Consider the following 22,173-nt stretch of genomic DNA (forward strand, 5'->3'; position numbering starts at 1 on the left):
ACACCCGCTCGTCGCGATCACGCGCATGCGCTGCACGCGCCGCGTCTCGTCCCGGCGGGGCCGGAATCCGGACTGACCGGTCGCGCGCCGTGCGCTGTCATGTCGCCACGGCGGGTGCGACGGGTGCGGCGGGAGCGGGCGAACGGGAGGCGAGGGCCTGCGCGGACGCACCTTGCGCATGCCGTGCCGGCGGTCGAGGCTCTGAACATGCGGACTCACGAGCCGGTCCCGACCGATCGCTCGCGCCCCGGCGAGCCCCGACGCCGCGCGGAGCAGCCCTCTGCGATCGAGCAGCTGCTCGCGCTTCAGCGCGGTGCGGGCAACCGCGCCGTGGCGCGTTTCCTCGACGTCCAGAACATCGACTACGACCCCACCTCAGGGCGGTTCCACACGGGGCACGTCAATGCCGCGACGTTCGTGACCACGCTCGAGGACAGCAACTTCTACCGAACCTGCAATCCGGCCGAGAAGGCGCGGGTGCAGAACATCAACACCGCGAACCTCGCGGCCGTCGACATGCCGACCTTGACGGACGTGGTGATCCAGCACGTCGCGAACAACCTGGCACCCCGGCTCAACGCGCTCACGCCACACCGGTCGAACGTCGAGGGCGCACTCGTCGTCGCCACCCCGCGCGCGCCGAAGGTCAGCGACCGCGAAGAGGGCGTGTTCAAGCGGATCATCCCCAAGGCCACGCTGAAGTCGCGCAGCAAGGGCGTGCCGAGCGTGATCCCGCTCACCGACCTCAACGACGTGAGCGCGGCGATGAGCAACGGCGTCGCCACGACGCAGGCCACGGTCGCGGCGCGCAACCAGGCCCTCGGGCAGGCCGCCACGTACATGGCTCAGCCCAGCTGGAGCACGGCCGACTTCGCCGCGAACGGGTTGGCCGTGCGCAGCGCGCACATGAACATGGCCGGATGGCTGGTCCAGCACAACGTGGCGCCGACGCTCGACTTGGCGGCGAACAACTGGGCCAACCACCACGCCGGCCCCGGCGGTCACGCGGGGACCCGGCAGGCGATCGTCGCCGAGTTCGGCGTCGCGCCCGCCGTCACCGCGCGCGACATCGAGCGCTCCAACCTGCCGGACCCCGCCAAGCGTCGCTACTTCAACGAAGTCGTGATGGCGCTGCCGACGCCTCGCCAGCGGGCGACGCACGCCTGGCGTGAGTACGCGCACGGCACGATGCCCGGCTGCCCGTTCATCGAGTTCACGGCCGACCAGGCCGGCGGCCTCAGCCGCTATGTCTGGGACTACGTCAATGACGCGTGGTACGTCGGCGTCCACTACAACTGGATCCAGGGCTACAACCCGTTCTTCCACGTGACCGGGCTGCCGTCGAGCTTCTAGCCGGAGCGTGCCGCTGCGCACCGCCACCTACGACGCGAACGTCACGGTCACGCGCGCGCCGCCCTCCGGGCGGTTGGTGGCCACCACCTCGCCGCCGTGCGCCTGGACGAGCCGCCGGGCGATCGCCAACCCCAGGCCGGCGCCGCCCGTTCCCCGCGCCTTGTCGCCGCGGTAGAGCGGATCGAACACGTGCGGGAGGTCCTCGGCGGCGAAGCCCGGGCCGTCGTCGGAGACCTCGACGCACGGCCCGGTCACCCGCAGTTCGACGCGCGTGCGTGCGTGTCGGAGCGCGTTGTCGAGCAGGTTGGTGAGCACTCGCTGCAGCGCGACCGGGTCCCCCTCGAGCGGAACGGGTCCGTCCGTGACCAGATCGACTCGCAACGAGCCCGGTTCGACCGTCTCCGCCGCGCGACGCGCGATCGCCGACAGGTCGACCGGTTCGCCCGCGTGCGCGTCACTGGCGTATTCCACGCGCGAGAACGCGAACAAGGCACCAACGAGGCGATCGAGGTGCGCGGCCTTGTCCTGGGCGCGCGCGAGGGACTGCTCATCGCCGATCCCGCGTTCGATCGCTTCGAGCGACCCACGCAGGGTGAACAGCGGGGTGCGCAGGTCGTGGGCGATCGCGGTCAGCAGGAACCGCCGCTCGCGCTCTGCGGCGGTTGCGGTGCCGAGCGCACGCTCCAGAGCGGCGGCCATGCCGCTCATCGCGTCCCCGACCTGTGCCACCTCGCGGGCGCGCGTGGTGACCGGCTCGATCGCCAGCTCGCCGCCCGCGATCCGCTCCGCCCCGTCGGCCAGCCGCGCGAGCGGGCCCAGCACCCAGCGCTGCAGCAGGCCGACCGCCAGCGCCAGCACGAGCGCGAGCGCGAGCGCTCCGCAACCGAGGGCGATTCCCCACCGGACGGCCGCGCTGTCGCGTGCGACGAACAGCGTCCCCTCGATCCCCGGGCCCACGACGGACTGCGTCCGGTAGTCGTCCAGCATGGTTCGCTTGAAGTCGGCGGACTGCTGCATCGCCTCCAGACCGGGCGTGAGCAGCCTCGGCGCGGGCGACCTGAACACCTTCAGCTGAGCTTCCGTGACCGCCTTGGCGTCCTTCGGCTTGGCCGCGGTGAGGTCGGCCTCGACGCCGACCCGCGTCAACTGGTCGGCCAGGACGTCCCAGCGCGCGAGATCAGCCGCGCCCAGGACGCCGATCGCCTGCGCCAGGCGGTCGTCTTCGCGCGCGGTCTGCCAGCCACCCGCCAGGACCCAGGCGCCGAGCCCGGCCGCGGCGGGAGCGACGATCGCCGCCGCCAGCCCGAGTGACAGCCAGACCCGTAGCGACCTCATGGCGGATCGAACCGATAGCCGACGCCCCAGACCGTGGTGATCAGCTCCGGAGCGAGCTTCTCGCGCAGCCTCCGCACGTACACGGGCACCGCGCTGCGATCGCCCCACGAGCCCCACACGGCCTCGTAGATCTGCTCGCGTGAGAGCACCTGGCGCGGGTGGTCGGTGAACAGCGTCAACAGCTCGAACTCCCGCGCGGTCAGCGCCACCGGCCGGCCGTCGGCGGTGACCTCGTGGGCGTCGCGGTCGATGACGAAGCGCCCGTATTCCCGCCGCCGCGTGCCGCCCGGCGACGTGCGACGCAGGACCGCCTTCACGCGCGCGACCACCTCGGCCGGAGTGGCGGACTTGACGATGTAGTCGTCGGCGCCCAGCGCAAGCCCACGCAGCTTGTCCTCGTCCTCGCCGCGCGCGCTCAAGAACAGCACCGGCACGTCGGAATGCTCACGGATGCGACGGCACACATCGAAGCCGGAGCCGTCGGGGAGCATGACGTCCAGCAGCACGCACGCGATCGCGTGGGCGCCGAGGGCGTCGATCGCGCCACCGGCATCGAGCGCGGACACGACGCCGAAGTCCTCGACGGCGAGGAAGTCGCCCAAGAGCGAGACGATCTCCGGGTCGTCCTCGATCAGCAGCACGGTGGACACCGCGACAGTCTCGCGCCCCGGCGGCCGCAGCGGACGCGTTTTCCACGGATGTTCATCTTCGGTACCGCGGGGTTGTCATCGTTGCGCGGTGGACTCGAGGCATGAAGCGATTTCTCACCATCATCGCCGCCACCGCGGTCGCGGCCGCGGTCACGATCCCTGCGGTGGCCGACAGCGGATCGCCGCCGGAGGACGCCGCCACCTTCGAGCGCTGCCTGCGTACGCAGGGCGTCCCGGTCCCCGCGGGCCTGGAAGGCCGCGCGTTCAAGGAGTGGATCGGCGCCCATTCCGACACCGCCGGCCTCGAGGACGCGTTCGAGGCCTGCGATGCGCAGGCTCCCAAGCCCTCCAGCCCGGAGCCGGATGAGCTGCGCACCTGCCTGGCCGGCAAGGGACTCGAGCCGCCTGTGGGCCTCGACGCGCTCAAGCCGTGGATCCTGGAGCAGTCGCGGACGGCCGCCGGCGAGGACGCGCTGAAGGCGTGCGGCTTTGGCGGGGTCGAAAAGAAGGGCACCGCCGGGGACGGTGGCTCGTGCGGCGCCGAGCCGGCGCGCGCAAAGGCATCTCGCCAGCAGCGCCCGAAGGCACGCACGACGCCGGCGGCCTAACGGGAGCGACCCAGCTCCGGGGCCCTGCGCTCCCGGAGCGCTCTCCGAGCATCGGCGGGGCGCCGGCGTGCACGCGCCGGCGCCCCGCCGAGGCCGTCGGCGTGCTCGCCGTGACCGGGCTCGTGTTCGCCCCGCTGCACGGGCGCCTGGAACGCGCCGCGAGCAAGCCCGCCCTGCTCGTCCTCGTGCGGGCGAACTGGCTGCGCACGACGGCGTGGACCGCGCAGGTCGCCTGCGCGGCCACGCTCGTGTGACGCGCTAGGGCTCCGTCGTCGACAGCGTGAACGTGACGTTCGCGCTGTAGGTGCCGGTGCGCAGCGGGTCCGTCCGCCCGATCGCCTGCTTGAACGCGATCGAGAACGTGTCGTTGGTGACCGGAGCGCTCCACGCCGACTTCTCCGGCGTCACCGTGACCGGCCGCGCGAGGCGGAACGGGCCGTTGGCCAGCGTCGCCTCGGACACGGTCAGCGCGGCGCTGCCCGCCGTGGACGTGACGTGGGCGGTCGCCTGAGTCGTGTACTCCTGCTCGACGCCGGGCGTGAAGGCGCCGAAGGGAGGCGGCGGGTCGAGCGTCAGCGCCAGCACCGAGGGCACGGTGCCGCCGACGGTGGTCTCGACCACCGGCGCGACCAGGACCGAGCCGGCGTCCTCGGAGGCCTTCAGGAACTCGTGCCCGAGGTACTCCGCGGTGATCGCCCGCGTGCTCCCGCCCTCGAGGCCGGGAACGGTGACCGACGCGATCCCGCCGTCCAGGAAGACGGTCTGCTCCCAGCCGCCGGGGCCGGAGAAGCGGACCTGCCCGCCGACCTCGTAGCCGTCCGCGGCCCGGACCTTGGCAGTGGCGATGAAGGTTTCACCCTGCGGGACGGTCGGGGACGGCAGCGTGAGCTCGGTGGTGGTGCTCACGTCGCCGTTCGGCCGGCCCAGGATGCGGTTCCACTCGCGCAGCGTGAGCGGCGTGACGGTGCCGTGCCGCACAGTGCCGGTGTTGGTGAAGCGCGGCGTCTTCGGCGTCCACACGTTCGCCTCGATATCAGCGCTGCATGACACCTGGTAGCCGCCGCCGTTGGTGTACCGGTCCGCCCAGAAGTAGAACTGCTGCGGGCAGGCGGTGTCCCCGGGGTTGGCCTTGAACACCAGCGGGCCCTCGTAGCCCTGGTTGGCGACCCACGTGCTGCGGCCGATGCCCGGGGCGACCCGCGTCCAGTTCGCGAGGTTGGCGTCGCGCAGCTGGGTGTGCTTCTCCGAGAACACGTCCGAGCCCGCATTGCCGGCCTCGTTCTTGGTGAAGCGGTAGAAGACGTCGCCGACCTTGATCACGGTCGTGTCGATGCGCGACTCCGGGTACGGGTCCTGCCAGACCGCGGGTGGCGAGAACGTGCGGAAGTCGCGCGTGGTCGCGTACCACATCTGCTGGTTGCCCGGGTTGGTGCGATTGACCGGGTCACGCCACATTGCCTGCGCCCAGAACACGACGTACGCGCCGATCGAGTCGTCCCAGTAGGCCTCGGGCGCGAACGCGTTGCCTGCGTTGTCCGGCGCGATCTTGACGTGCCGCTGCGGCGACCAGGTCACGAGATCGTGGGACTCGAAGACCTCGATGTACTGGCTGTCGTTGATCTGATAGTCGCGGTTGCGATTGAACCAGTTCAGGTCCGTGGCGATCATGTAGAAGGTGTCGCCGTCGGGCGAGCGGATGATGAACGGGTCGCGCAACCCCTGGTCGCCCAGCTGGGACACGAGCGACGGCCGCCCGCCCGCGAGCCCGACCCAGTCGGTGGCGTCGTTGCCGGTCGAGATCGAGAAGCGCAGCTGCTCGCCGTCGGCCGTGCCCTCGCCGGTAAAGTGGCCGAGGAAGTAGCGCTCGGGGTCCTCCGCGCGCGGCTTGGCCTTGACGGTGGCCGCGAACGTCTTGGTCTCGGTCGCCGCGCCCTTGGTGAGCGTCGCGGTCAGCGTCACCGGCACGTCCGGACGCCCGTACGCGGGTCGCGTGACCTCCCCGGTGGGCGTGATCACGTTCGGGCTCGCCGACCAGGTGATCGCCGAGCCGAAGGCCCCCGTCGCCGGCAGCGTGAGGTTGCCGCGGACATCGTCGAGGCCCACGAGCGCCAGGTCCGCCCGGTCACGCGCGACGGACTGGGCGTCGTCGAACTCCGCGGGCACCGTGATCGTGATCGCGCGGGTCGTCACCTCCTGGCCCTTGGTGAGGTGGGCGGTCAGCGTCGCCGTCGCCGCGGCCTGCCCGCGCGCGGGACGGGTGATCGCGCCCGCGGCCGTCACGACGGCCGGATCGGAGCTCGTCCACGTGATCCGCGACCCGGCGACCGAGCCCACGGTGGGCAGCGCGATGTCGTCGACGATGGCCGACGTGAGGCCGAGATCGATCGCCGCGGCATCGGCCTGCACGCCCGTCACGCCCGGCTCCTCGCTCAGCGCGATCGCCTCGTCGGCGGACAGCGCGCTGTCGTAGACGCGGAAGTTGCGCAGCGTCCCGCGCAGCGCGTAATGGCCCGGGACCTGGGAGCGGCCCAGGTAGTTGCAGTTCGTCCCGGCCGCGTTGACGCTGGGCGGGACCGTGAGGCCCGTGTTGCGGCCGATCTCGACGCCGTCCTCGTAGAGGACGCCGGTCCACGTCGTGCCGTTCGCGTTGCGCTGCTGCGTGTAGGTGAGGTGCTTCCACACGCCTTCGCGCAGGCCGTAGGTCGCGGAGCGCTGAACGCTCGCGCCGGTGGTCGGCGTCGTCGTGCTCAGGCCGGTCCGCAGGCGCCCGGTGGCCGAGCCGAAGATCGAGCCCGCGTAGCCGCCGTTGGCGTCGCAGTCCGTCTTGCGCCCGAAGCTCCACAGGTGGTGATCACCCACGCTGGCCGGGTCGACGCGGATGTCGTAGTCGACGCTGACGTCGGTCATGCCGGCCGTGACGTCGTCCGGGAGCTTGACGTACGCGCCCGTGAGCGAGTCGGCGTACGCGTCCGGGTTGAGCGTGACGCCCGCGCCGGTCAGCGCGGCCTTGCCGGGGTTCACGAGCGTCGCGGCCGCGTTCGACGTGCCCGCGTTGGCCAGGGTCGTCCCGCTGGTCTCGTCGAGCTTGAAGAAGTGGCGCAGGCCGGCCCGCAGCTGGTCCGCCGGGACGGCGACCCGCTGCTTGACCGTGATCGGGAAGGTCTTGCGCTCGGTCAGCCCGCGGTGCGTCAGCGTCGCCGTGAGCGTGGCCGTCGCGTCGCCCTGGCCGGCCGCGGGACGGGTGACCTCACCCTGGGCCGTGACCACGCGGGGGTCGCTCGTGCTCCAGGTGACGCCGGGCGCGGTCGGGAGCGCGAGGTTGCGCGTGACCGCGGTCGTGTCCCCGAGGTCGATCGAGGCGGCGAGCTCGGCCAGGTTGCCCGGCGCCGCGGCGTCCGACAACGCCCGCACCTGCTCGGTCGTCAGCACCGAGGAGTACACGCGCAGATCCTTGATGCGCCCGCGGAACTGCTGTCCGGCCGCGGTGGCCGAACGGCCGACGAAGCCGACCGCGGACGTGATGTCGCGCGGCCTGACGGTGAGCGCGTCGTTGGACGTCATCAGCTCGCCGTCCTCGTACACGCGCAGCTGTCCCGGCGCGGAGGCGTCGCCGCCCTTGACCGTGACCGCCACGTGGATCCAGGTGTTCGTGAGCAGCGACACGGGCGCGGCCGCGGTCTGCACCGCCGGGCTGGCGCCCGGGCCCGCGATCGACGCCTGGTGCGGCGTCGTCCCCGAGCCCGGTGTCGCGGTGAGATAGCCGCCGTTGTCGGCCGTGCGACCGAACGCGAACACGGGCCCCTGGGTCGTGCTCGAGAGCCGCAGGTCGTAGGCGATCGTGACGTTGTCGAGGCCGCTCAGCAGGCCGTCGGGCAGGCGGACCGCGGGCGCGCTCCCGCCGTTGCCGCCGGGGAGCGTGAGGCCGCGGCCGGCGTTCCAGACCGTCGCGGCGTTGCCGTTGACGATCGCGGCGTCGCGCCCGCCGCCGGAGCGGTCACCGACTACGGTGCCCGCTGTCTCGTCGAACGGATAGTGGGCGACGAGGTCCTGGGCCGCGGCCGGCGTCGCCGCCACGGCGCTCGCGAACAGCGCGAGCAGGGTGAGCCGGATCCGCATCATGGCGCCGTGGTCGTGAGGGTGAACGTGAGCGTCGCGCTGTAGGTGCCGGTGCGCAGCGGGTCGGTCCGGCCGATCGCCTGCTTGAAGGCGATCGCGACCTCGTCCGCGCCCACCGGACCGTCCCACGCCGTCTGCTCGGCTGTGACCGTGACGGGCCGCGCGAGCTTGAACGGCCCGTTGGCCAGCGTCGCCTCCGATACGCTCAGCGCCGCGTTGCCCGCCGTGGACGTGACGCGGGCGGTCGCCTGAGTCGTGTACTCCTTCTCGACGCCGGGCGTGAACGGCTCGAACGGCTGCGGCGCGTCCAGGGTGAGGGCGAGCGTCGCGGGGACGGTGCCGCCGACGGGCAGGTCGGCGACGTTGGCCAGGTCGCCGGTGGCGACGCTCACGTCGGCTTCGGCACTCTCGTGGAAGCCGTCGGAGACGCGAACCTTCAGCGCGTACGTGGTGAGCTCGTCGAGCCGCTCGGGCTTCGCGACCGTGAGCTCGCCCGTGCCGGGCGCGATGGCGAAGGTCCCGGCTTCGTTGCCGCCCGTGATGCGCCACGTGAACGTGCGCAGGTTCGGGCGGTTGATCCTGGAGGCCCAGTCCTCGGCCTGCACCGTCCCGACGCTGGAGGTGTACGCGTCGGTGACGTCGAAGCGCTGGCCGGCCGGGATCGTCGGCGGGATGGCGCGGACGTAGTCGTGCAACCACAGGGCGGCGGGCTTGGGCGTGTCGTCGGAGAGGACGATCGGCGCGTTCTGCGCATTGCGCCAGTGGTTGGGCTGGCGCCAGCCCCAGACCGTGACGCCCTCGACCCCCGGGTGCTCCCAGAACACCGGGAAGATGCGCCGGTAGTTGCGCAGCTGGACCTCGTCGCCGGGCACGCCGCCGGCCGCGACGCCGTCGATGTCGAGCTCGGTGATCTGGATCGGGATGCCGGTGGCCTGCAGCCGGTCCAGGTTGGCCTTGTGGGTCGCCATGTTGCCGGTGGTGGAGAACGCGTGGCCCTGCTCACCGACGACGTCGATCAGGTTCTCGCGCTTGAGCAGGTCGATGATCTGCAGGTACTGCGTGGTGGCGGTGGTGGAGTTGGTGATGCTGTAGTCGTTGAGCATCAGCTTGGTGTTCGGGAAGTACTGCTTCGCCAGCCGGAACGCGTTGAGGATCCAGTCCCAGCCCGTGTCCCCCGCGCCGCCGAGCGCCCGCGCGTAGTTGCCGCTGGAGTTGCAGTTGTTGCCCTGGTTGGCGGAATGCGTGCAGTCGGGCGGGTCGTGCAGCGGCTCATTGACCACCTGCAGCCACTCGATCTTCGGGTAGCGCTCGGCCACCGCCGCGAACCACTTCTTGATCTCGGCGAGCTGCTCCTCGGCAGGCAGCGCGGCCATCCACGTCGGCTGCTGGTTGCCCCACACGAGCACGTGGAAGTTGAACGGGAACCCGTTGGCCTCGGCGAACGTGTACGCCGCGTCCAAGTTGCCCCAGCGCATGGCTGCGGTACGGCTCGTGCCGGCTGCGCTCCCCCACTTGCCGGCGTTCTCCGGCGTGACCTGGTTGAAGTAGGTCTTGAACAGCGGCCGGGTCAGCTCGTTGACATTTCCGAGCCATTTGTCCTGTCCGTAGACCGGGAAACCCGGCGGGCTCTGTGCGCTCGCGGTGGCGGCGCACACCAGCGTCGCGCCCAGCGCGAGCGCGCACGCGGTGCGGTAGCGGAACATCCCTCTCCCCCAAAAGTTGGACGACCAAACAAACGCTCTCATGAATGGTACGGTCTGTCAGACGATGTGACAATCGGGTTGGGAGGAGAGAGATGGACCGGTCAGTCTTTGCGAGGGCCACGGCGCTCGCCGGCGCTGCGCTCGCGCTCGCGCTCGCGCCTGCGGTCGCGCACGCGCAGTTCCCGACGTATCCGAAGGACAAGTGGCTCGGCAGCATCAGCGAGTTCACCCGCCCGCTCTTCACGCAGTACTTCAACCAGGTGACGCCGGAGAACGGCGGCAAGTGGGGCGTCGCGGCGGGCACGACGCGCACCGCGCCGATGCGCTGGGGCCAGCTCGACACGGCGTACAACTTCGCGCAGGCCAACGGCTTCAAGTTCAACTTCCACGTGTTGCTGTGGGGCAACCAGCAGCCGACGTGGATGGCGACACTGCCGCCGGAGGAGCAGCTCGCCGAGATCAAGAAGTGGTACGCGGCCGTGGCCGAGCGCTACCCGAGGATCGAGTGGCTGCAGGTGGTCAACGAGCCGACGTGGGACCCGCCGGACGGCTCGGTGCCCAAGAACGCCGGCGCGAACTTCGCGAGCAGCGGCAACTACGTGCAGGCCCTCGGGGGCGCGGGCGAGACGGGCTACGACTGGATCCTGAACGCGTTCCGGCTCGCCAAGCAGTACTTCCCGAACACCAAGTTGATGCTCAACGACGTCGCGATCACGGGTCAGACCGCATCGACGGACGAGTACCTGAAGATCATCAACATCCTCAAGGCGGAGAACCTGATCGACGTGGTCGGGTTGCAGGCGCACGCGTTCGAGTTCATTCCCGACAACCCGAACGTGCCGTCCATTCCGGGCCATCCGTACGACCCCCACGCCTCCATGGCGGTCCACAAGGCCAACCTGGACAAGCTCGCCGCGACCGGCGTGCCGATCCAGATCACCGAGCTCGACCTGGACGGGTTCGCGGTCAACGGCGTCCCGGGCGACGAGATGCAGCTCGCCCACTACCGGCGCGTGGTTCCCACCTTCTGGGAGCACCCGTCCGTCGAGGGCATCACGCTGTGGGGCTGGCGCCAGCCCAACCACTGGCGCAACGCGCAGGGCGCGCCGATCGTGCTCTCCAACGACACGCCCAAGCCCGCTGCGCTGTGGCTCAACCACTACATCCGCGGGATCGCGCCGGTCATCCGGCCCGACCAGGCGTTCACCGTCGCCGACGGCAACGCCAACCGCGTCGGCACCGTGCAGGCCGACGACTGGGCGTCGCAGATCAACCGGCCGAACCTGCGCACGTTCACCTGGCGCATCACGGGCGGCAACGAAGCCGGGATCTTCGCCATCGCGCCCGGCACCGGCGAGCTCACCGTGGCCAAGCCCGAGCTGCTCGACGAGCTCACCACCTACCCGTTGAAGGTCCGCGTCTCCGACGGCTTCCACGAGAGCGCCGAGGTCGCGGTGACGATCACGACCGCCGACCTGGCCAACGTGGTCGACCAGCCCGTCGGCGGCACCGTCCCCGCCACGCTCGCGCTCTCGGTGGGCGCGGCGCAGCCGTTCGAGCCGTTCACCCCCGGCGTCGACAAGGAGTACACGACCTCGGCGACCGCGACCGTCACGTCGACCGCCGGCGACGCGGCGCTGAGCGTGTCCGAGGCAACGATGGCCAACGGCGCGTTCCGCCTCGCGCGGCCCGTCACCGTCACGCCGGCGAAGACCGCGTGGACCGGCCCCGTCAGCAACGACACGTTCCCGATCGCGTTCAAGCAGAGCATCGGTCGCACCGATCCGCTGCGCACCGGCACCTACAGCGCGAACGTCACGTTCACGCTGTCGACCACGACGCCATAGGCGGCTGGAGGGCGGCCTGCTTCGTGCAGGCCGTCCCCGCCAGCGGGCGACATTCACGAAGATGACGCCCTGTGTGCTCGAGGTCCATGCCGCAAGGCATCCAGCACGGCCGGAGGTCCGACGCGGGCGCCGGCACGAACCGTGCCGGCGCCCCGCGTGGCTCAGCCGATCGTGACCGCGAACACGTGCAGCGCCGGCGTGTTCGGCCGGGCCGCCGCACTGACGTTGGGCAGCTCGACGCTGCGGACCTGCTTGCCGGCCTGCAGCGCGACCTCGGCGAAGTAGATCGTCGCCGGGGTGTTCTGGCGCTGGTTGTTCGGCCGGTTCTGGTAGGGCACGACGACCGCGGCGACGCCGCCGGGCTTGGGCGCGCCGTACCAGTCCGGGCTCGAGAGCGCGAACGGCTGGCGGGTGCCATCCGTGTAGCGCACGATGCCGGTGCCCGAGGCGGGCCCCCAGGTCGATGACACGAGGAAACCGAGCCGGCCGCCGGAGCCTGCGAGCTTGAGCACCTGGCCCGACGCGACGACGTTGTCGGGCGTCCCGGGCGCCGCGTCGGGCCACGCGAAGCGCAGGCCGCTGAAGTCCACCGCGCCGCCCGGGCGCACGCCCACCGAGGCCAGCGCCTGGGCGGACAGGCTCGCGCGACCGCCGTCGAAGTCGCCCAGGTTGGTGTTGGCGTCGTCGGTGACCGCGACGTTGTTCAGGCTCTCGGCGAACGTGCGCTCCACCAACACCGACGTCCAGGCGGTCGCCGCCGCCGACCAGTCGGCGCCGGTGACGCGTGCGGTCAGCGGCTGGTCGCCGAACGGGCCGTCGAGCCCGGGCGTGACCTCGAAGACGAGGACGGTCGATCCGTTGCGCGGGACGCGGCGCAGCTCGTACTGGCTCGGCGTGACCGTCCAGCCCGCGGGCACCTCGAGCGTCGCGACCGAGCGCGGGACGGCGCGATCGATCGACCGCAGCTCCACCTTCACCGTCGCCGCCTGGCCCGGGACCAGCTCGCTCGGCGCGGTGACGACGACCTTCTGCAGGACCTGCACGCGGTAGGTGTGGCCCGGGCGGGCGTCGAACTCGATCAGGCCCGGAGCGACGAGCGTGTGCGGGACCTGCCCGCCGTAGGTGGTGTCCTTGAGCAGGAAGCGGCCCTCCACGGCGGCGGCCCGCAGCCGGATGGGACCGCGGCGGTCGGCGGTGACGAGCAGCTCATCCGCCTGCCCGGCGCTCCAGGCGGCGCCGACGGTGTACCCGCCGCGCCCGCGCAGCCCGGCCACGCGGCCCGTCGGCCACGCGGACGGCAGCGCGGGCAGCAGGTGCAGCTCGTCGTTGTGGCTGTGCAGGAGCATCTCCGCGATGCCGGCGGTGGCGCCGAAGTTGCCGTCGATCTGGAACGGCGGGTGCAGGTCGAACATGTTCGGCGCCAGCCGCGCCGGCACGACGAGGTCGCCGAGCAGTTGGTGCGCGCGCTCGGCCTCTTCCATGCGGGCCCAGAAGTTGATCTTCCACGCCAGCGACCAGCCCGTGCCGTCGTCCCCGCGCAGCTCCAGGGTCCGGCGCGCCGCCTCGAACAGCTCCGGCGTGTCGCGCTTGGTGATCTGGTTGCTCGGATGCAGGCCGTACAGGTGGGAGATGTGGCGGTGCGTCGTCTCGGGCTCCACCCAGTCGTAGAGCCACTCCTGCAGGTTCCCGCGCGCGCCGATCTTCATCGGCGGGAGGCGGTCACGGGCGGCCAGCACCCGCTGCCGGAAGCCCGGGTCGTCCCCGAGCCGTTCGCCGGCCTGCGCGCACGCGTCGAACAGGTCGCGCAGCAGCTGGTTGTCCATCGTCGGACCCGCGCAGATGGACGCGTTCGGGTGGTGCGCCAGCTCGGGCGAGTTGGACGGGTTGGTCACCAGATAGCCGAGGTTCGGCTCCTCCACCAGCGTCTCCAGGAAGAACTGGGCGGCGCCCCTGATCGCGGGATAGTGCGCGCGCAGGGCGCGGACGTCGCCGGTGAAGCGGAAGTGCTCCCACAGCATCACGCTCAGCCACGCGCCGCCCGTCTGCCACATGCCCCAGAAGGCGCCGTCGACGACCGACGTGCCGCGCCAGGCGTCCGTGTTGTGGTGCGTGACCCAGCCGCCCGCCCCGTACTGGGCTTGGGCCGTGCGCGCCCCGGAGACCGTGAGGTCCTGGACGAGGCCGAACACCGGCTCGGTGCACTCGGCCAGGTTGGCCGGCCCCGCGGGCCAGTAGTTCATCGGGAGGTTGACGTTGATCGTGTACTTGGAGTCCCACGACGGCGCCATCAGGTCGTTCCACAGGCCCTGGAGGTTTGCGGGCTGCGTTCCCGGCCGGGAGCTGGAGATCAGCAGGTAGCGCCCGTACTGGAACAGCAACTCGGAGAAGTGCGGGTCGTCGCCGCCGGCGTGGCGGGCGATGCGGTCGTCGGTGGGCAGATCGGCGGCGTCCGTGCGCCCGAGGTCCAGCGAAGCGCGGTGAAACAGCGCCTGATAGTCCTCCACGTGCCGCGCGTACAGGCGGTCGTAGCGCCGGCGCTCGGCCCTGCGCAGATGCTCGTAGGCGATCCCCTGGTAGTCACCGTCGACGTTCTTGAAGTCGACGTAGCTGGAGCCGATCGAGACCAGCAGCGTCACCGCGTCGGCGCCCGTGACCGTCAGCTTCGCGCCCGTGCTGGTCACGGTGCCGCCCTCGGCCACCGCCCGGGCCAGCGCGAGGAAGCGCACGGAGCCCTTGACGCCTTCCATGTCGGCCGAGATGCCATCGAGGGCGACGGTCGTGCCGTCCGGGCTCGAGGTGGTCGTGCGTTGCGGGCTGTCGAAGCTCGCCGAGAAGGTGATCGCCCCCGCCCGGTCCGCGGTCAACCGCACCGCGATCACCTGGTCGACGGCGCTAGCGGTGACCTCGCGCCGGAAACGCGTCCCGCCCGCCACGAACTCGACCGTGGACGTCGCCGTGTCCAGGTCGAGCTCCCGCCGGTACTCGGACACGGCGCCGAGGGCCCCGAACGCGAGCCGCAGGTTGCCGACCGGCTGGTAGGCGAGCTGCCCGACCGGCTTGCCCAGCATGGCCTGGTCGACCAGCCGTTGCGCGTCCGCCCAGCGGTTCTCGAACACGAGGCGCCGGATCTCGGCCAACGCCTGCGCGCCCGCGGGGTTGGCCGAGTCGTACGGTCCGCCGGCCCAGACGGTGTCCTCGTTGAGCTGCAACGTCTCGGCCTCGACGTTGCCGAACACCATGGCCCCGAGCCGGCCGTTGCCGACGGGCAGCGCTCGCAGCCACGTGCTGCCCGCAGGCTCGTCGTACCACAGCTTCAGGTCCCCGGTGCTCGCAGCCGGCAAGGGCCCGTGCGCCTGCACGGACCCGGGCCAGCCACCGCGCAGCATGAGCGCGCCCGCGCCCGCGCCCGCCGCACCGGCCTTGAACACCTGCCGACGACTCAGATCGACCATCGCCCTCTCCTCCCGGACGCCGTCTCCCACGACGCTTTTCCGTCGATCGAGACCTGAACGCTCGATCGAATCGACGCAAAGCTACCAGCATTGTCTGACAGTCGGGCACCTTGCGCGCGAATTCGTCGACTGATAGAACGAATATGTCACCGCGCGGCGTTTATGCAGGAGCGCGCCGCTCACGAGAGGAGAGGGACTGTGCGGATACGGACGCCCCGTGTGATCGCGGCGGCGACACTGGCGCTCACCGTGTGGGCGAGCCCGGCGACGGCGCAGACGACGCCGTGCGCGCTGGACGCCGTCTGCGAAGCGGAGACGGGAGCGCTGCACGACGGCGCCGGCACCGAGACCGAGCACGCCGGCTACACCGGCACGGGCTTCGTCGACCAGCTGTTCGGCAACGCGGGCGTCGTGCTGCGCGTGAACGCCGCCGAGGCCGGCACGCACCGGGTCACGGTCCGGTACGCGAACGCGAATCCGGGCACCGGGCTCGCGAGCCGCCGCTTCACGCTCACGGTCAACGGCACCACCGACGTGCCGGTCCTGTTCCCCGTCACCGCCAGCTGGGCCACGTGGTCGACCGTGACCGTGCTCGTCCCGCTGACCGCCGGCGTCAACCAGCTCGACCTGCGCACGGGCCCCGGCAACAACGGCCCCATCAACATCGACCACATCGTCGTGGCGCGCGCCACGGAGATCACCGAGGACGGCGTGACGCTGCGCATCTTCAACGTCAACACGGCGCTGCAGACGCTGTGCAACCTCAAGCCGGGCCAGACGCCCAACGTCGACGTGCTGCGGCCGACGATCGACTGGAGCACGGCGGCCGACTGGGAGTCGTACACGACCAACTTCCTGGCGCAGGTGGTCGCCGACCTCCAGGTCGCGCAGGCCGGCACCTACACGTTCCGGCTGGTCAGCGACGACGGCTCCCGGCTGCTGATCGACGGCCAGCCGGTGATCGACCACGACGGCGTGCACGCCGACACCGCCAAGGACGGCGAGGTCACGCTCACGGCCGGCACCCACGCGCTCGAGGTCCGCTACTTCCAGGCCGGCGGCGGCGCCCGACTGCAGCTGCAGTGGCGGCCCCCGGGCCAGACCGCGTTCGAGACCGTGCCGACCTCCGTGCTGAAGGTCGAGGGCGGCGGCGCCCGCGTCGTGGCGCCCGGCGTCAAGGAGTGCGAGAACCTCAGCGACCTGCCCGGTGACGGCTCGCCGCTGAACGCCGTGCACCCGAGCTTCACGCTGAGCCAGCTGCGGCCTGACGCCTTCCGGCCCGACGTGTCCGGCATCGCCTGGTACCCGGACGGCAGCGCGGCCGTGCTGACCTGGGGCGCCGCGCAGACCTCGTCCAACGGCAAGCTCTACCGCGTCAGGAACGTGCAGGGCGACGTGGATCTGTCCAAGGTCACCTACACCGAGGTCGCGACCGGGCTGCAGGAGCCCCAGGGCGTGGCCGTCGTCGAGGGCGTGACCTACGTCTCGACCAAGGCCGGCCTGGACCGCCTCGTCGACGCCGACGGCGACGGCTTCTTCGAAGGCCGCGTGCGGCTGGCCAGCTGGCCGTACGCGAACAACTACCACGAGTTCGCGTTCGGCCTGCCCTACAAGGACGGGCACTTCTACGTCGCGCTGTCCGGCGCGCTGGACCGCGCCGGGCTCACGACCCTCCCCCAGCCGTCGCCCGACCGCGGGACGGTCGCCAAGGTCAACAAGGACACCGGGCTCATCGAGTACATCGCGGGCGGCCTGCGCACCCCGAACGGCATCAACTTCGGGCCGGGCGGGCGCCTGCTGGTCACCGACAACCAGGGCGGCTGGGTGCCCACCAGCAAGCTCGTCGAGATCAAGCCCGGCGGCTTCTACAACATGTTCACGACGTTCCGGGACCCGGTCAGCGGCGCCAACGTCTCGGGCCGCTTCGACGACCGGCCGGCCACGCCGCCCGTCGTGTGGATGCCGCACAACGAGATCGCCAACTCCCCGTCGACCCCGGTCGTCATGGAGGAGGGCCTGTTCACGGGCCAGCTGGCGATCGGCGACGTCACCTACGGCGGCCTGCAGCGCGTCTTCCTCGAGGAGGTCGAAGGCAAGCTCCAGGGCGCGCTGTACCGCATGACCCAAGGCCTGGAGGCCGGCATCAACGAGGTCGCAGTCGGGCCGGACGGCGGCCTCTACCTCGGCGGCATCGGCTACGACGGCAACTGGAACCAGCCGGGCAAGGCCCGCTACGGGTTCCAGAAGCTGCGGGCCAACACCACCGTCACGATGGACATCCTCAAGACGGAGATCACCCGCACCGGCTTCCGGATGACCTACACCAAGCCGCTGTCGGAGGCGACGCGACAGAACCTCGCGGCGCGCTACCGGGCGCAGCAGTGGCGCTACAACGCCACCGCGGCCTACGGCGGGCCCAAGCTCGACCAGGAGACGCTGTCCGTGACGGGCGCCACCGTCAGCGCTGACGGGCGCACCGTCGAGCTGGAGGTGCCGGGCGTCAAGCCGGGCCGCGTGATCCACCTGCGCTCGGCGCGGCCGTTCAGCGCCGCCGACGGCGAGTCGCTGTGGAGCACCGAGGTCTGGTACACGGCCAACGCCGTCCCGGGCTACCAGGCTCCGGCCGACCTCGGCTTCTACGAGGCCGAGGAGGCTGCGGTGTTCGGGGGCGCCGGCATCAACACCGACCACAGCAAGTACTCGGGGTCGGGCTTCGTCGACAACATGACCACGCAGGGCTCCGGCGTGACCTTCACGGTCAACGCGGCGCAGGCCGGCCCGCAGCCCGTGCACGTGCGCTACGCCAACGGGCCCAACCCGAGCACCAAGACCAAGGTCGTCTCCCTGCTGGTCAACGGCACCGAGGTCGAGCCGTTGTCGCTGCCGACCACGGTGGACTGGAAGACGTGGGCGTTCGCCACGCGTCAGCTCGACCTCGAGGCCGGCAGCAACACCATCACGCTGCGCTACGACGCGGGCGACGACGGATGGGTCAACGTCGACCTGCTCAAGCTCGGGGCGGCGCGTGACATCTGCACACCGCAGACGATCGAGCCCGGCTACCGCAGCCTCTTCGACGGCACGCTCGACAGCCTCGCCGGCTGGCGGCAGGCCAGCGCCGGCTCGTTCGCCCGCCAAGCTGACTGCTCGCTGAAGACGGTGGGCAACGCAGGCATGCTGTGGTGGCCCGGCGAGCGCTTCGACCGGTACAGCCTCAAGCTCGACTGGAAGCTCGCGGGCGACGACAACTCGGGCGTCTTCGTCGGGTTCCCGGACCCGGGCAACGACTGGAACGTCGCGTTCACGCGCGGGCACGAGGTACAGATCGACGCCACCGACGACCCGGACTCGACGACCGGCGCGATCTACAACTACAGCGCGCCGGACGCCGCCGCCCGCGACGCCGTCCTGAAGGCGCCCGGCCAGTGGAACGCGTACGAGCTCATCGTCGAGGGCCAGCGCATCCAGGTGTGGTTGAACGGGGTGAAGATCAACGACTTCACCAACACCGACCCGAACCGGATGACCGTGCCCGGCTTCATCGGCCTGCAGAATCACGCCGCCGGTGACGACGTGTTCTTCCGCAACGTCCGCATCCGCGGGCTCGACCAGCCGCCGCCGGTCGAGGACGTCGAGGCCGACGTCACGCTCGGCGGCACCGTGCCGAGCGCCCTCGGCCTGACGCTGGCCTCCTCCGCGCCGCTGGGCACCTTCACGCCCGGCGTCACGCAGGACTACACGGCCGCGCTCACCGGCTCGGTCATGTCGTCCGAGGATGCGGCCGTCCTGTCCGTCCACGACCCGAGCCCGAACGCCACGGGCCGGCTGGTGAACGGAGCGTGGGCGCTGCCGCAGGCGGTGCAGATGCGCGCCGCAACCGCCGCCTTCGCGCCGCTGAGCGCGTCCGGAGTCCCGCTGGCCCTCGCCCGCTACGACGGCCCGGTGGGCAAGCGTGCGGTCACGATCGACGTCAAGCAGCCGGTCTCCGAGACCGACTCGCTGCGCGCCGGAAGCTACGGGAAGACGGTCGTGTTCACGCTCTCGGCCACGGCGCCATAGACGCACGGTGGACGGACGCGTCCGCACGCAGACCACCCGGTCCCCGTGCCTCCGCGCTCGAGCGCGGACATGTTGACTGAGTGAACAGCTGCGGCTTAGCGTCCGTCCACCATGTACGACCGCGCTCGATCCGCAGTCCCGGACGAGGCGCCGGCGTCGGTCCGGCGCCCGACGCCGCCACCGCAGGAGCAGATCCTCGCGTTGCAGCGCTCAGCGGGAAACCGGGCCGTGGCCGGGCGCCTGCTGCGGCAGATCGACATGAGCGGCGCGACCGAGTACCTGCACGCCGCGTTCGGGTACGCGGTCGAGTCGCTCGCCGGCCAGTCCATCCGGTCCATGTCGCTGCCCCGCGGCTGGACGATCCAGCTGCAGGCGACGCGGGGTGCGACCCTGACATCGTCGTCAAGGACCACCTCGGACACGACATCGGCTGGTTCGACATCACCAGCAGCGGCTCGGTGGGCCACCACCTGCTCAAGTCCGGTGCGGGGTGGGTGCGAACGCCCAACGTGGCCGAGATCACCTATCCGCAGCTCGACCCGGTGATGCTCGGCACCACGTCGCTGGACAGCAAGCGGAAGGAGATGGCGATGGGGGAGGCGGCCAAGGCGCGGACCGTGCGCGAGAAGATGCTGCTGCAGCTGCGCAGCATCGGCGCACAAGTGCCGGCGCCGCTTGCGGGCAACAACACCGCGGACAAGCGCAGGGACATCGAGACGACTGTCGGCCACCTCTTCGGGCTCCCCGGCAAGGCCACGCCGGCGCTCACGAAGGGGGTCCTGGGGCTGCTCAAGCGCGATCTCAACCAGTACGGCTACACGCGCTACCACCAGAGGGGACGCGATACCGAGGGCGCGAAGGAGCTGGTGTACGGCGCCGACGTCATGACCGTGCAGCACGGTGACGAGGACCGCTACAACCGTCACGCGATCGGCCTCCACGCCGAGTTGCACCCGCCGACGGCCGGACTCCCGGTCGAAGGGCTCTTCGGCGAGGAGCCCACAGCCGCCGGGAACCCGGACATCACGCCCGTGCCGCTCGTCGATCGCTTCGGCAGCCAGCCGGAGGATGAGGACGAGGAGCCTCCGGCGTTCCCGACGCCCGCTCCCGCCGACCCCGGCGGCGTCTTCGACTTCGACCCCGGGGACTTCTTCGTCTGAGCACGGTGCGGCTGTGGGTCGTCTTCGACGCCACCCTCGGCGGCTGAGCGCGCGTCAGCGTCCCGGCGGGCGCGGCAGCCCGGCGAGCGCCGCCTCGACCGCCTGGACGAGTGACGTTTCCGGCACCCCCGCGTGGCCGAGCGCTTCGAGGCCGCGCGAAACGGCGAGCAGGAGACCGCCGAGGGCCTTGGGGTCCGCGTCGGCGTCGATGTCACCCTCGTCCTGGGCCCGTGTGACCGCACCGACGTAGGACGCCTCGATCTCGCGGAAGGCCCGCTTGACGCACTGCCCGACGTCGGCGTCGACGGCCGCGAGCTCGGCGGTCGAGCTGGCCAACAGGCAGCTGGGCCCGGTGTTCGAAGAGCGCGCGAGCCCCAGCAGGTGCTCGCGCAGCGCGTCGATCGCGCGCGGCCCCTCCAGCGCTTGCTCGACGGAGGCGACGCTGCGCTGTGCGTAGTCGCCCAACACGCGCAGGTACAGCCCGCGCTTGTCGCCGAACGCCGCGTACAGGCTGCCCTTCCCGAGCCCGGTCGCCCCCATGAGCTGCTGCAACGACGTGCCGGCGTAGCCGTGTGTGCGGAACGCGCCCTGCGCGGCTTCCAGGACGGCTCGCTCGTCGAACTCGCGCGGACGTGCCATGCCCACAGCTTAGCCGGTTCTGTACTTAACGGTCCAGAACGGTGGTATTGTGGACCGCATGGTCAATAACGATGAGTTCGCCGGCCGCCGGGTCCTTGTGACCGGCGGCTCCCGCGGCATCGGTGCCGCGATTGCCGAACGCCTCGCCGCCGAGGGCGCGCAGGTCTTCGCCACCGCCCGCACGGCCCCGCCTTCGCCCCCGGACGGCGTGCATTTCGTCGAGGGCGACGTCTCCACGGTCGAGGGCGTCGAGACGATCGCCGCCGCCGCGCTCGACCGGCTCGGCGGCGTGGACGTGGTCGTCAACAACGCCGGCGCTTCAGAGACGTTCCCGGGCGGATCGAGCACGATCACGCCGGACGCGTGGCAGCACGTCCTGGACGTGAACCTCCTCGCGGCCGTGCGCCTGAACGCCGCGCTGCTCCCGCACATGCTCGAGCGCGGCTCGGGCGTGATCGTGAACATCTCCTCCAGCGCGGCGTACCTCACGCCCGCTCCGGTCCTGCACTACGCCGCGGCCAAGGCCGCCCTCACCGCGTACTCGAAGGGCCTTGCCACCGAGGTCGCGGCGCGTGGCATCCGCGTGAACACCATCACGCCGGGTAACGTGGCCACCCCTGGCGCCGACCTGGTGCGCGAGGGCATCGCCGGCGCGTTCGGCCTGACAGCGACCGACCTCACGTCCGGCGTCCCGCTCGGCATCGGCGCGCCGATCGACATCGCCGAAGCCGTGGCGTTCCTCGCGTCCGACCGCGCGCGCTGGATCACCGGCACCGACCTCGTCGTCGACGGCGGTGAGAAGCCGACACCGTAGAGCGGACCCGCGAGCGCGGGACATCGGCGGGACATGCGTCCTGGAGGCAGTGCCGGGTGCCGGGCGTCTTGAAGCCCGTAACCCACGACTGCCACGGAGGCAGCAAGGCGAAACAAGACCGTCCGCCGGCTCGCGCTGGCCGTGCCGGCGCTCGTCGCGCTCCCCGCGCCAGGCCAGGCGGCCGCCGCCGAGACCGCGAAGGCGTGCCGAGTCCAGCTCGAGCAGCCGGCGACCGCGGGGCCTTCGATCAGCGCCCGCGACGGGGTGGCAGCGCCGCGCCCTCGCCGGCCACCGCGGCCCATCACGTCCAGGACGACCGGTGACGGTCGCCATTCCCCACGTCCGGGGCGCGGGGGCGACAACGAGCTGGGTGGCGGGGTCGTGCGGCAGGAGGGGCGCGCCCGAGACCGTGACGAACGAGCGCTCCCAGGATCGTT

At 71.4% G+C, this 22,173-nt stretch carries 13 protein-coding genes; 7 read left to right on the plus strand and 6 right to left on the minus strand.

Translation table 11 applies throughout. From position 1 onward, the window contains the following. Positions 1-207 precede the first annotated feature (207 nt). The gene (locus OJ962_RS29495) at positions 208-1,353 is read left to right on the plus strand and encodes a hypothetical protein (protein WP_202958576.1); all 1,146 of its coding nucleotides are present in this window, start codon (positions 208-210) and stop codon (positions 1,351-1,353) included. A gap of 27 nt (positions 1,354-1,380) precedes the next feature. Here OJ962_RS29495 and OJ962_RS29500 read toward each other — a convergent pair whose 3' ends face one another. Continuing rightward, positions 1,381-2,688 (minus strand): HAMP domain-containing sensor histidine kinase, encoded by a 1,308-nt coding sequence (locus tag OJ962_RS29500; RefSeq protein WP_202958575.1) that lies wholly within the window; start codon positions 2,686-2,688, stop codon positions 1,381-1,383. Beyond that, entirely contained in the window at positions 2,685-3,338 is a 654-nt protein-coding gene (locus tag OJ962_RS29505; RefSeq protein ID WP_202958574.1) for a response regulator transcription factor, read from the minus strand. Before OJ962_RS29505 ends, OJ962_RS29500 begins: the two co-directional genes overlap by 4 nt. Positions 3,339-3,439: 101 nt before the next feature. On the opposite strand from OJ962_RS29505, the gene OJ962_RS29510 reads away from it, so the two are divergent. After that, positions 3,440-3,946, plus strand: coding sequence for a hypothetical protein (locus OJ962_RS29510; protein WP_202958573.1), 507 nt, complete (start codon positions 3,440-3,442; stop codon positions 3,944-3,946). 101 nt (positions 3,947-4,047) lie between these two features. Beyond that, positions 4,048-4,200, plus strand: a complete 153-nt coding sequence (locus OJ962_RS29515; protein ID WP_270006794.1) for a hypothetical protein — start codon at positions 4,048-4,050, stop codon at positions 4,198-4,200. A gap of 4 nt (positions 4,201-4,204) precedes the next feature. On the opposite strand, the gene OJ962_RS29520 is transcribed toward OJ962_RS29515, so the two are convergent. Next, positions 4,205-8,065, minus strand: coding sequence for an immunoglobulin-like domain-containing protein (locus OJ962_RS29520; RefSeq protein WP_202958571.1), 3,861 nt, complete (start codon positions 8,063-8,065; stop codon positions 4,205-4,207). Continuing rightward, complete coding sequence (locus OJ962_RS29525; protein ID WP_202958570.1) at positions 8,062-9,765, minus strand: endo-1,4-beta-xylanase; 1,704 nt, start codon at positions 9,763-9,765, stop codon at positions 8,062-8,064. Before OJ962_RS29525 ends, OJ962_RS29520 begins: the two co-directional genes overlap by 4 nt. Before the next feature lie 92 nt (positions 9,766-9,857). Between OJ962_RS29525 and OJ962_RS29530 the strand changes: the two genes are divergently transcribed. Further along, a complete protein-coding gene (locus tag OJ962_RS29530) occupies positions 9,858-11,612 on the plus strand; it encodes an endo-1,4-beta-xylanase (RefSeq protein WP_202958569.1) in 1,755 nt (584 codons plus the stop codon). A gap of 161 nt (positions 11,613-11,773) precedes the next feature. Here the strand turns inward: OJ962_RS29530 and OJ962_RS29535 are convergent, their stop codons facing one another. Further along, positions 11,774-15,064 (minus strand): glycosyl hydrolase family 95 catalytic domain-containing protein, encoded by a 3,291-nt coding sequence (locus OJ962_RS29535; RefSeq protein WP_202958568.1) that lies wholly within the window; start codon positions 15,062-15,064, stop codon positions 11,774-11,776. Between the two features lie 198 nt (positions 15,065-15,262). On the opposite strand from OJ962_RS29535, the gene OJ962_RS29540 reads away from it, so the two are divergent. Both OJ962_RS29540 and OJ962_RS29545 read left to right on the plus strand, forming a co-directional pair. Then, positions 15,263-19,123 (plus strand): family 16 glycoside hydrolase, encoded by a 3,861-nt coding sequence (locus OJ962_RS29540; protein ID WP_202958567.1) that lies wholly within the window; start codon positions 15,263-15,265, stop codon positions 19,121-19,123. 458 nt (positions 19,124-19,581) lie between these two features. After that, positions 19,582-20,283, plus strand: coding sequence for a hypothetical protein (locus OJ962_RS29545; RefSeq protein WP_202958565.1), 702 nt, complete (start codon positions 19,582-19,584; stop codon positions 20,281-20,283). Between the two features lie 54 nt (positions 20,284-20,337). On the opposite strand, the gene OJ962_RS29550 is transcribed toward OJ962_RS29545, so the two are convergent. Beyond that, on the minus strand, positions 20,338-20,922 hold the full coding sequence (locus OJ962_RS29550) for a TetR/AcrR family transcriptional regulator (protein ID WP_202958564.1): 585 nt from the start codon (positions 20,920-20,922) through the stop codon (positions 20,338-20,340). Between the two features lie 58 nt (positions 20,923-20,980). Between OJ962_RS29550 and OJ962_RS29555 the strand changes: the two genes are divergently transcribed. Beyond that, on the plus strand, positions 20,981-21,736 hold the full coding sequence (locus tag OJ962_RS29555; protein WP_202958563.1) for an SDR family oxidoreductase: 756 nt from the start codon (positions 20,981-20,983) through the stop codon (positions 21,734-21,736). The last annotated feature ends 437 nt before the right edge of the window (positions 21,737-22,173 follow it).

The organism is Solirubrobacter deserti (assembly GCF_027587175.1).
GTDB lineage: Bacteria > Actinomycetota > Thermoleophilia > Solirubrobacterales > Solirubrobacteraceae > Solirubrobacter > Solirubrobacter deserti.

Coding starts and splice junctions, on each gene's coding strand:
- OJ962_RS29525 (WP_202958570.1), bottom strand. CDS start 9,765: ATGTTCCGCTACCGCACCGCGTGCGCGCTCGCGCTGGGCGCGACGCTG.
- OJ962_RS29495 (WP_202958576.1), top strand. CDS start 208: ATGCGGACTCACGAGCCGGTCCCGACCGATCGCTCGCGCCCCGGCGAG.
- OJ962_RS29550 (WP_202958564.1), bottom strand. CDS start 20,922: ATGGCACGTCCGCGCGAGTTCGACGAGCGAGCCGTCCTGGAAGCCGCG.
- OJ962_RS29520 (WP_202958571.1), bottom strand. CDS start 8,065: ATGATGCGGATCCGGCTCACCCTGCTCGCGCTGTTCGCGAGCGCCGTG.
- OJ962_RS29535 (WP_202958568.1), bottom strand. CDS start 15,064: ATGGTCGATCTGAGTCGTCGGCAGGTGTTCAAGGCCGGTGCGGCGGGC.
- OJ962_RS29555 (WP_202958563.1), top strand. CDS start 20,981: ATGGTCAATAACGATGAGTTCGCCGGCCGCCGGGTCCTTGTGACCGGC.
- OJ962_RS29530 (WP_202958569.1), top strand. CDS start 9,858: ATGGACCGGTCAGTCTTTGCGAGGGCCACGGCGCTCGCCGGCGCTGCG.
- OJ962_RS29500 (WP_202958575.1), bottom strand. CDS start 2,688: ATGAGGTCGCTACGGGTCTGGCTGTCACTCGGGCTGGCGGCGGCGATC.
- OJ962_RS29510 (WP_202958573.1), top strand. CDS start 3,440: ATGAAGCGATTTCTCACCATCATCGCCGCCACCGCGGTCGCGGCCGCG.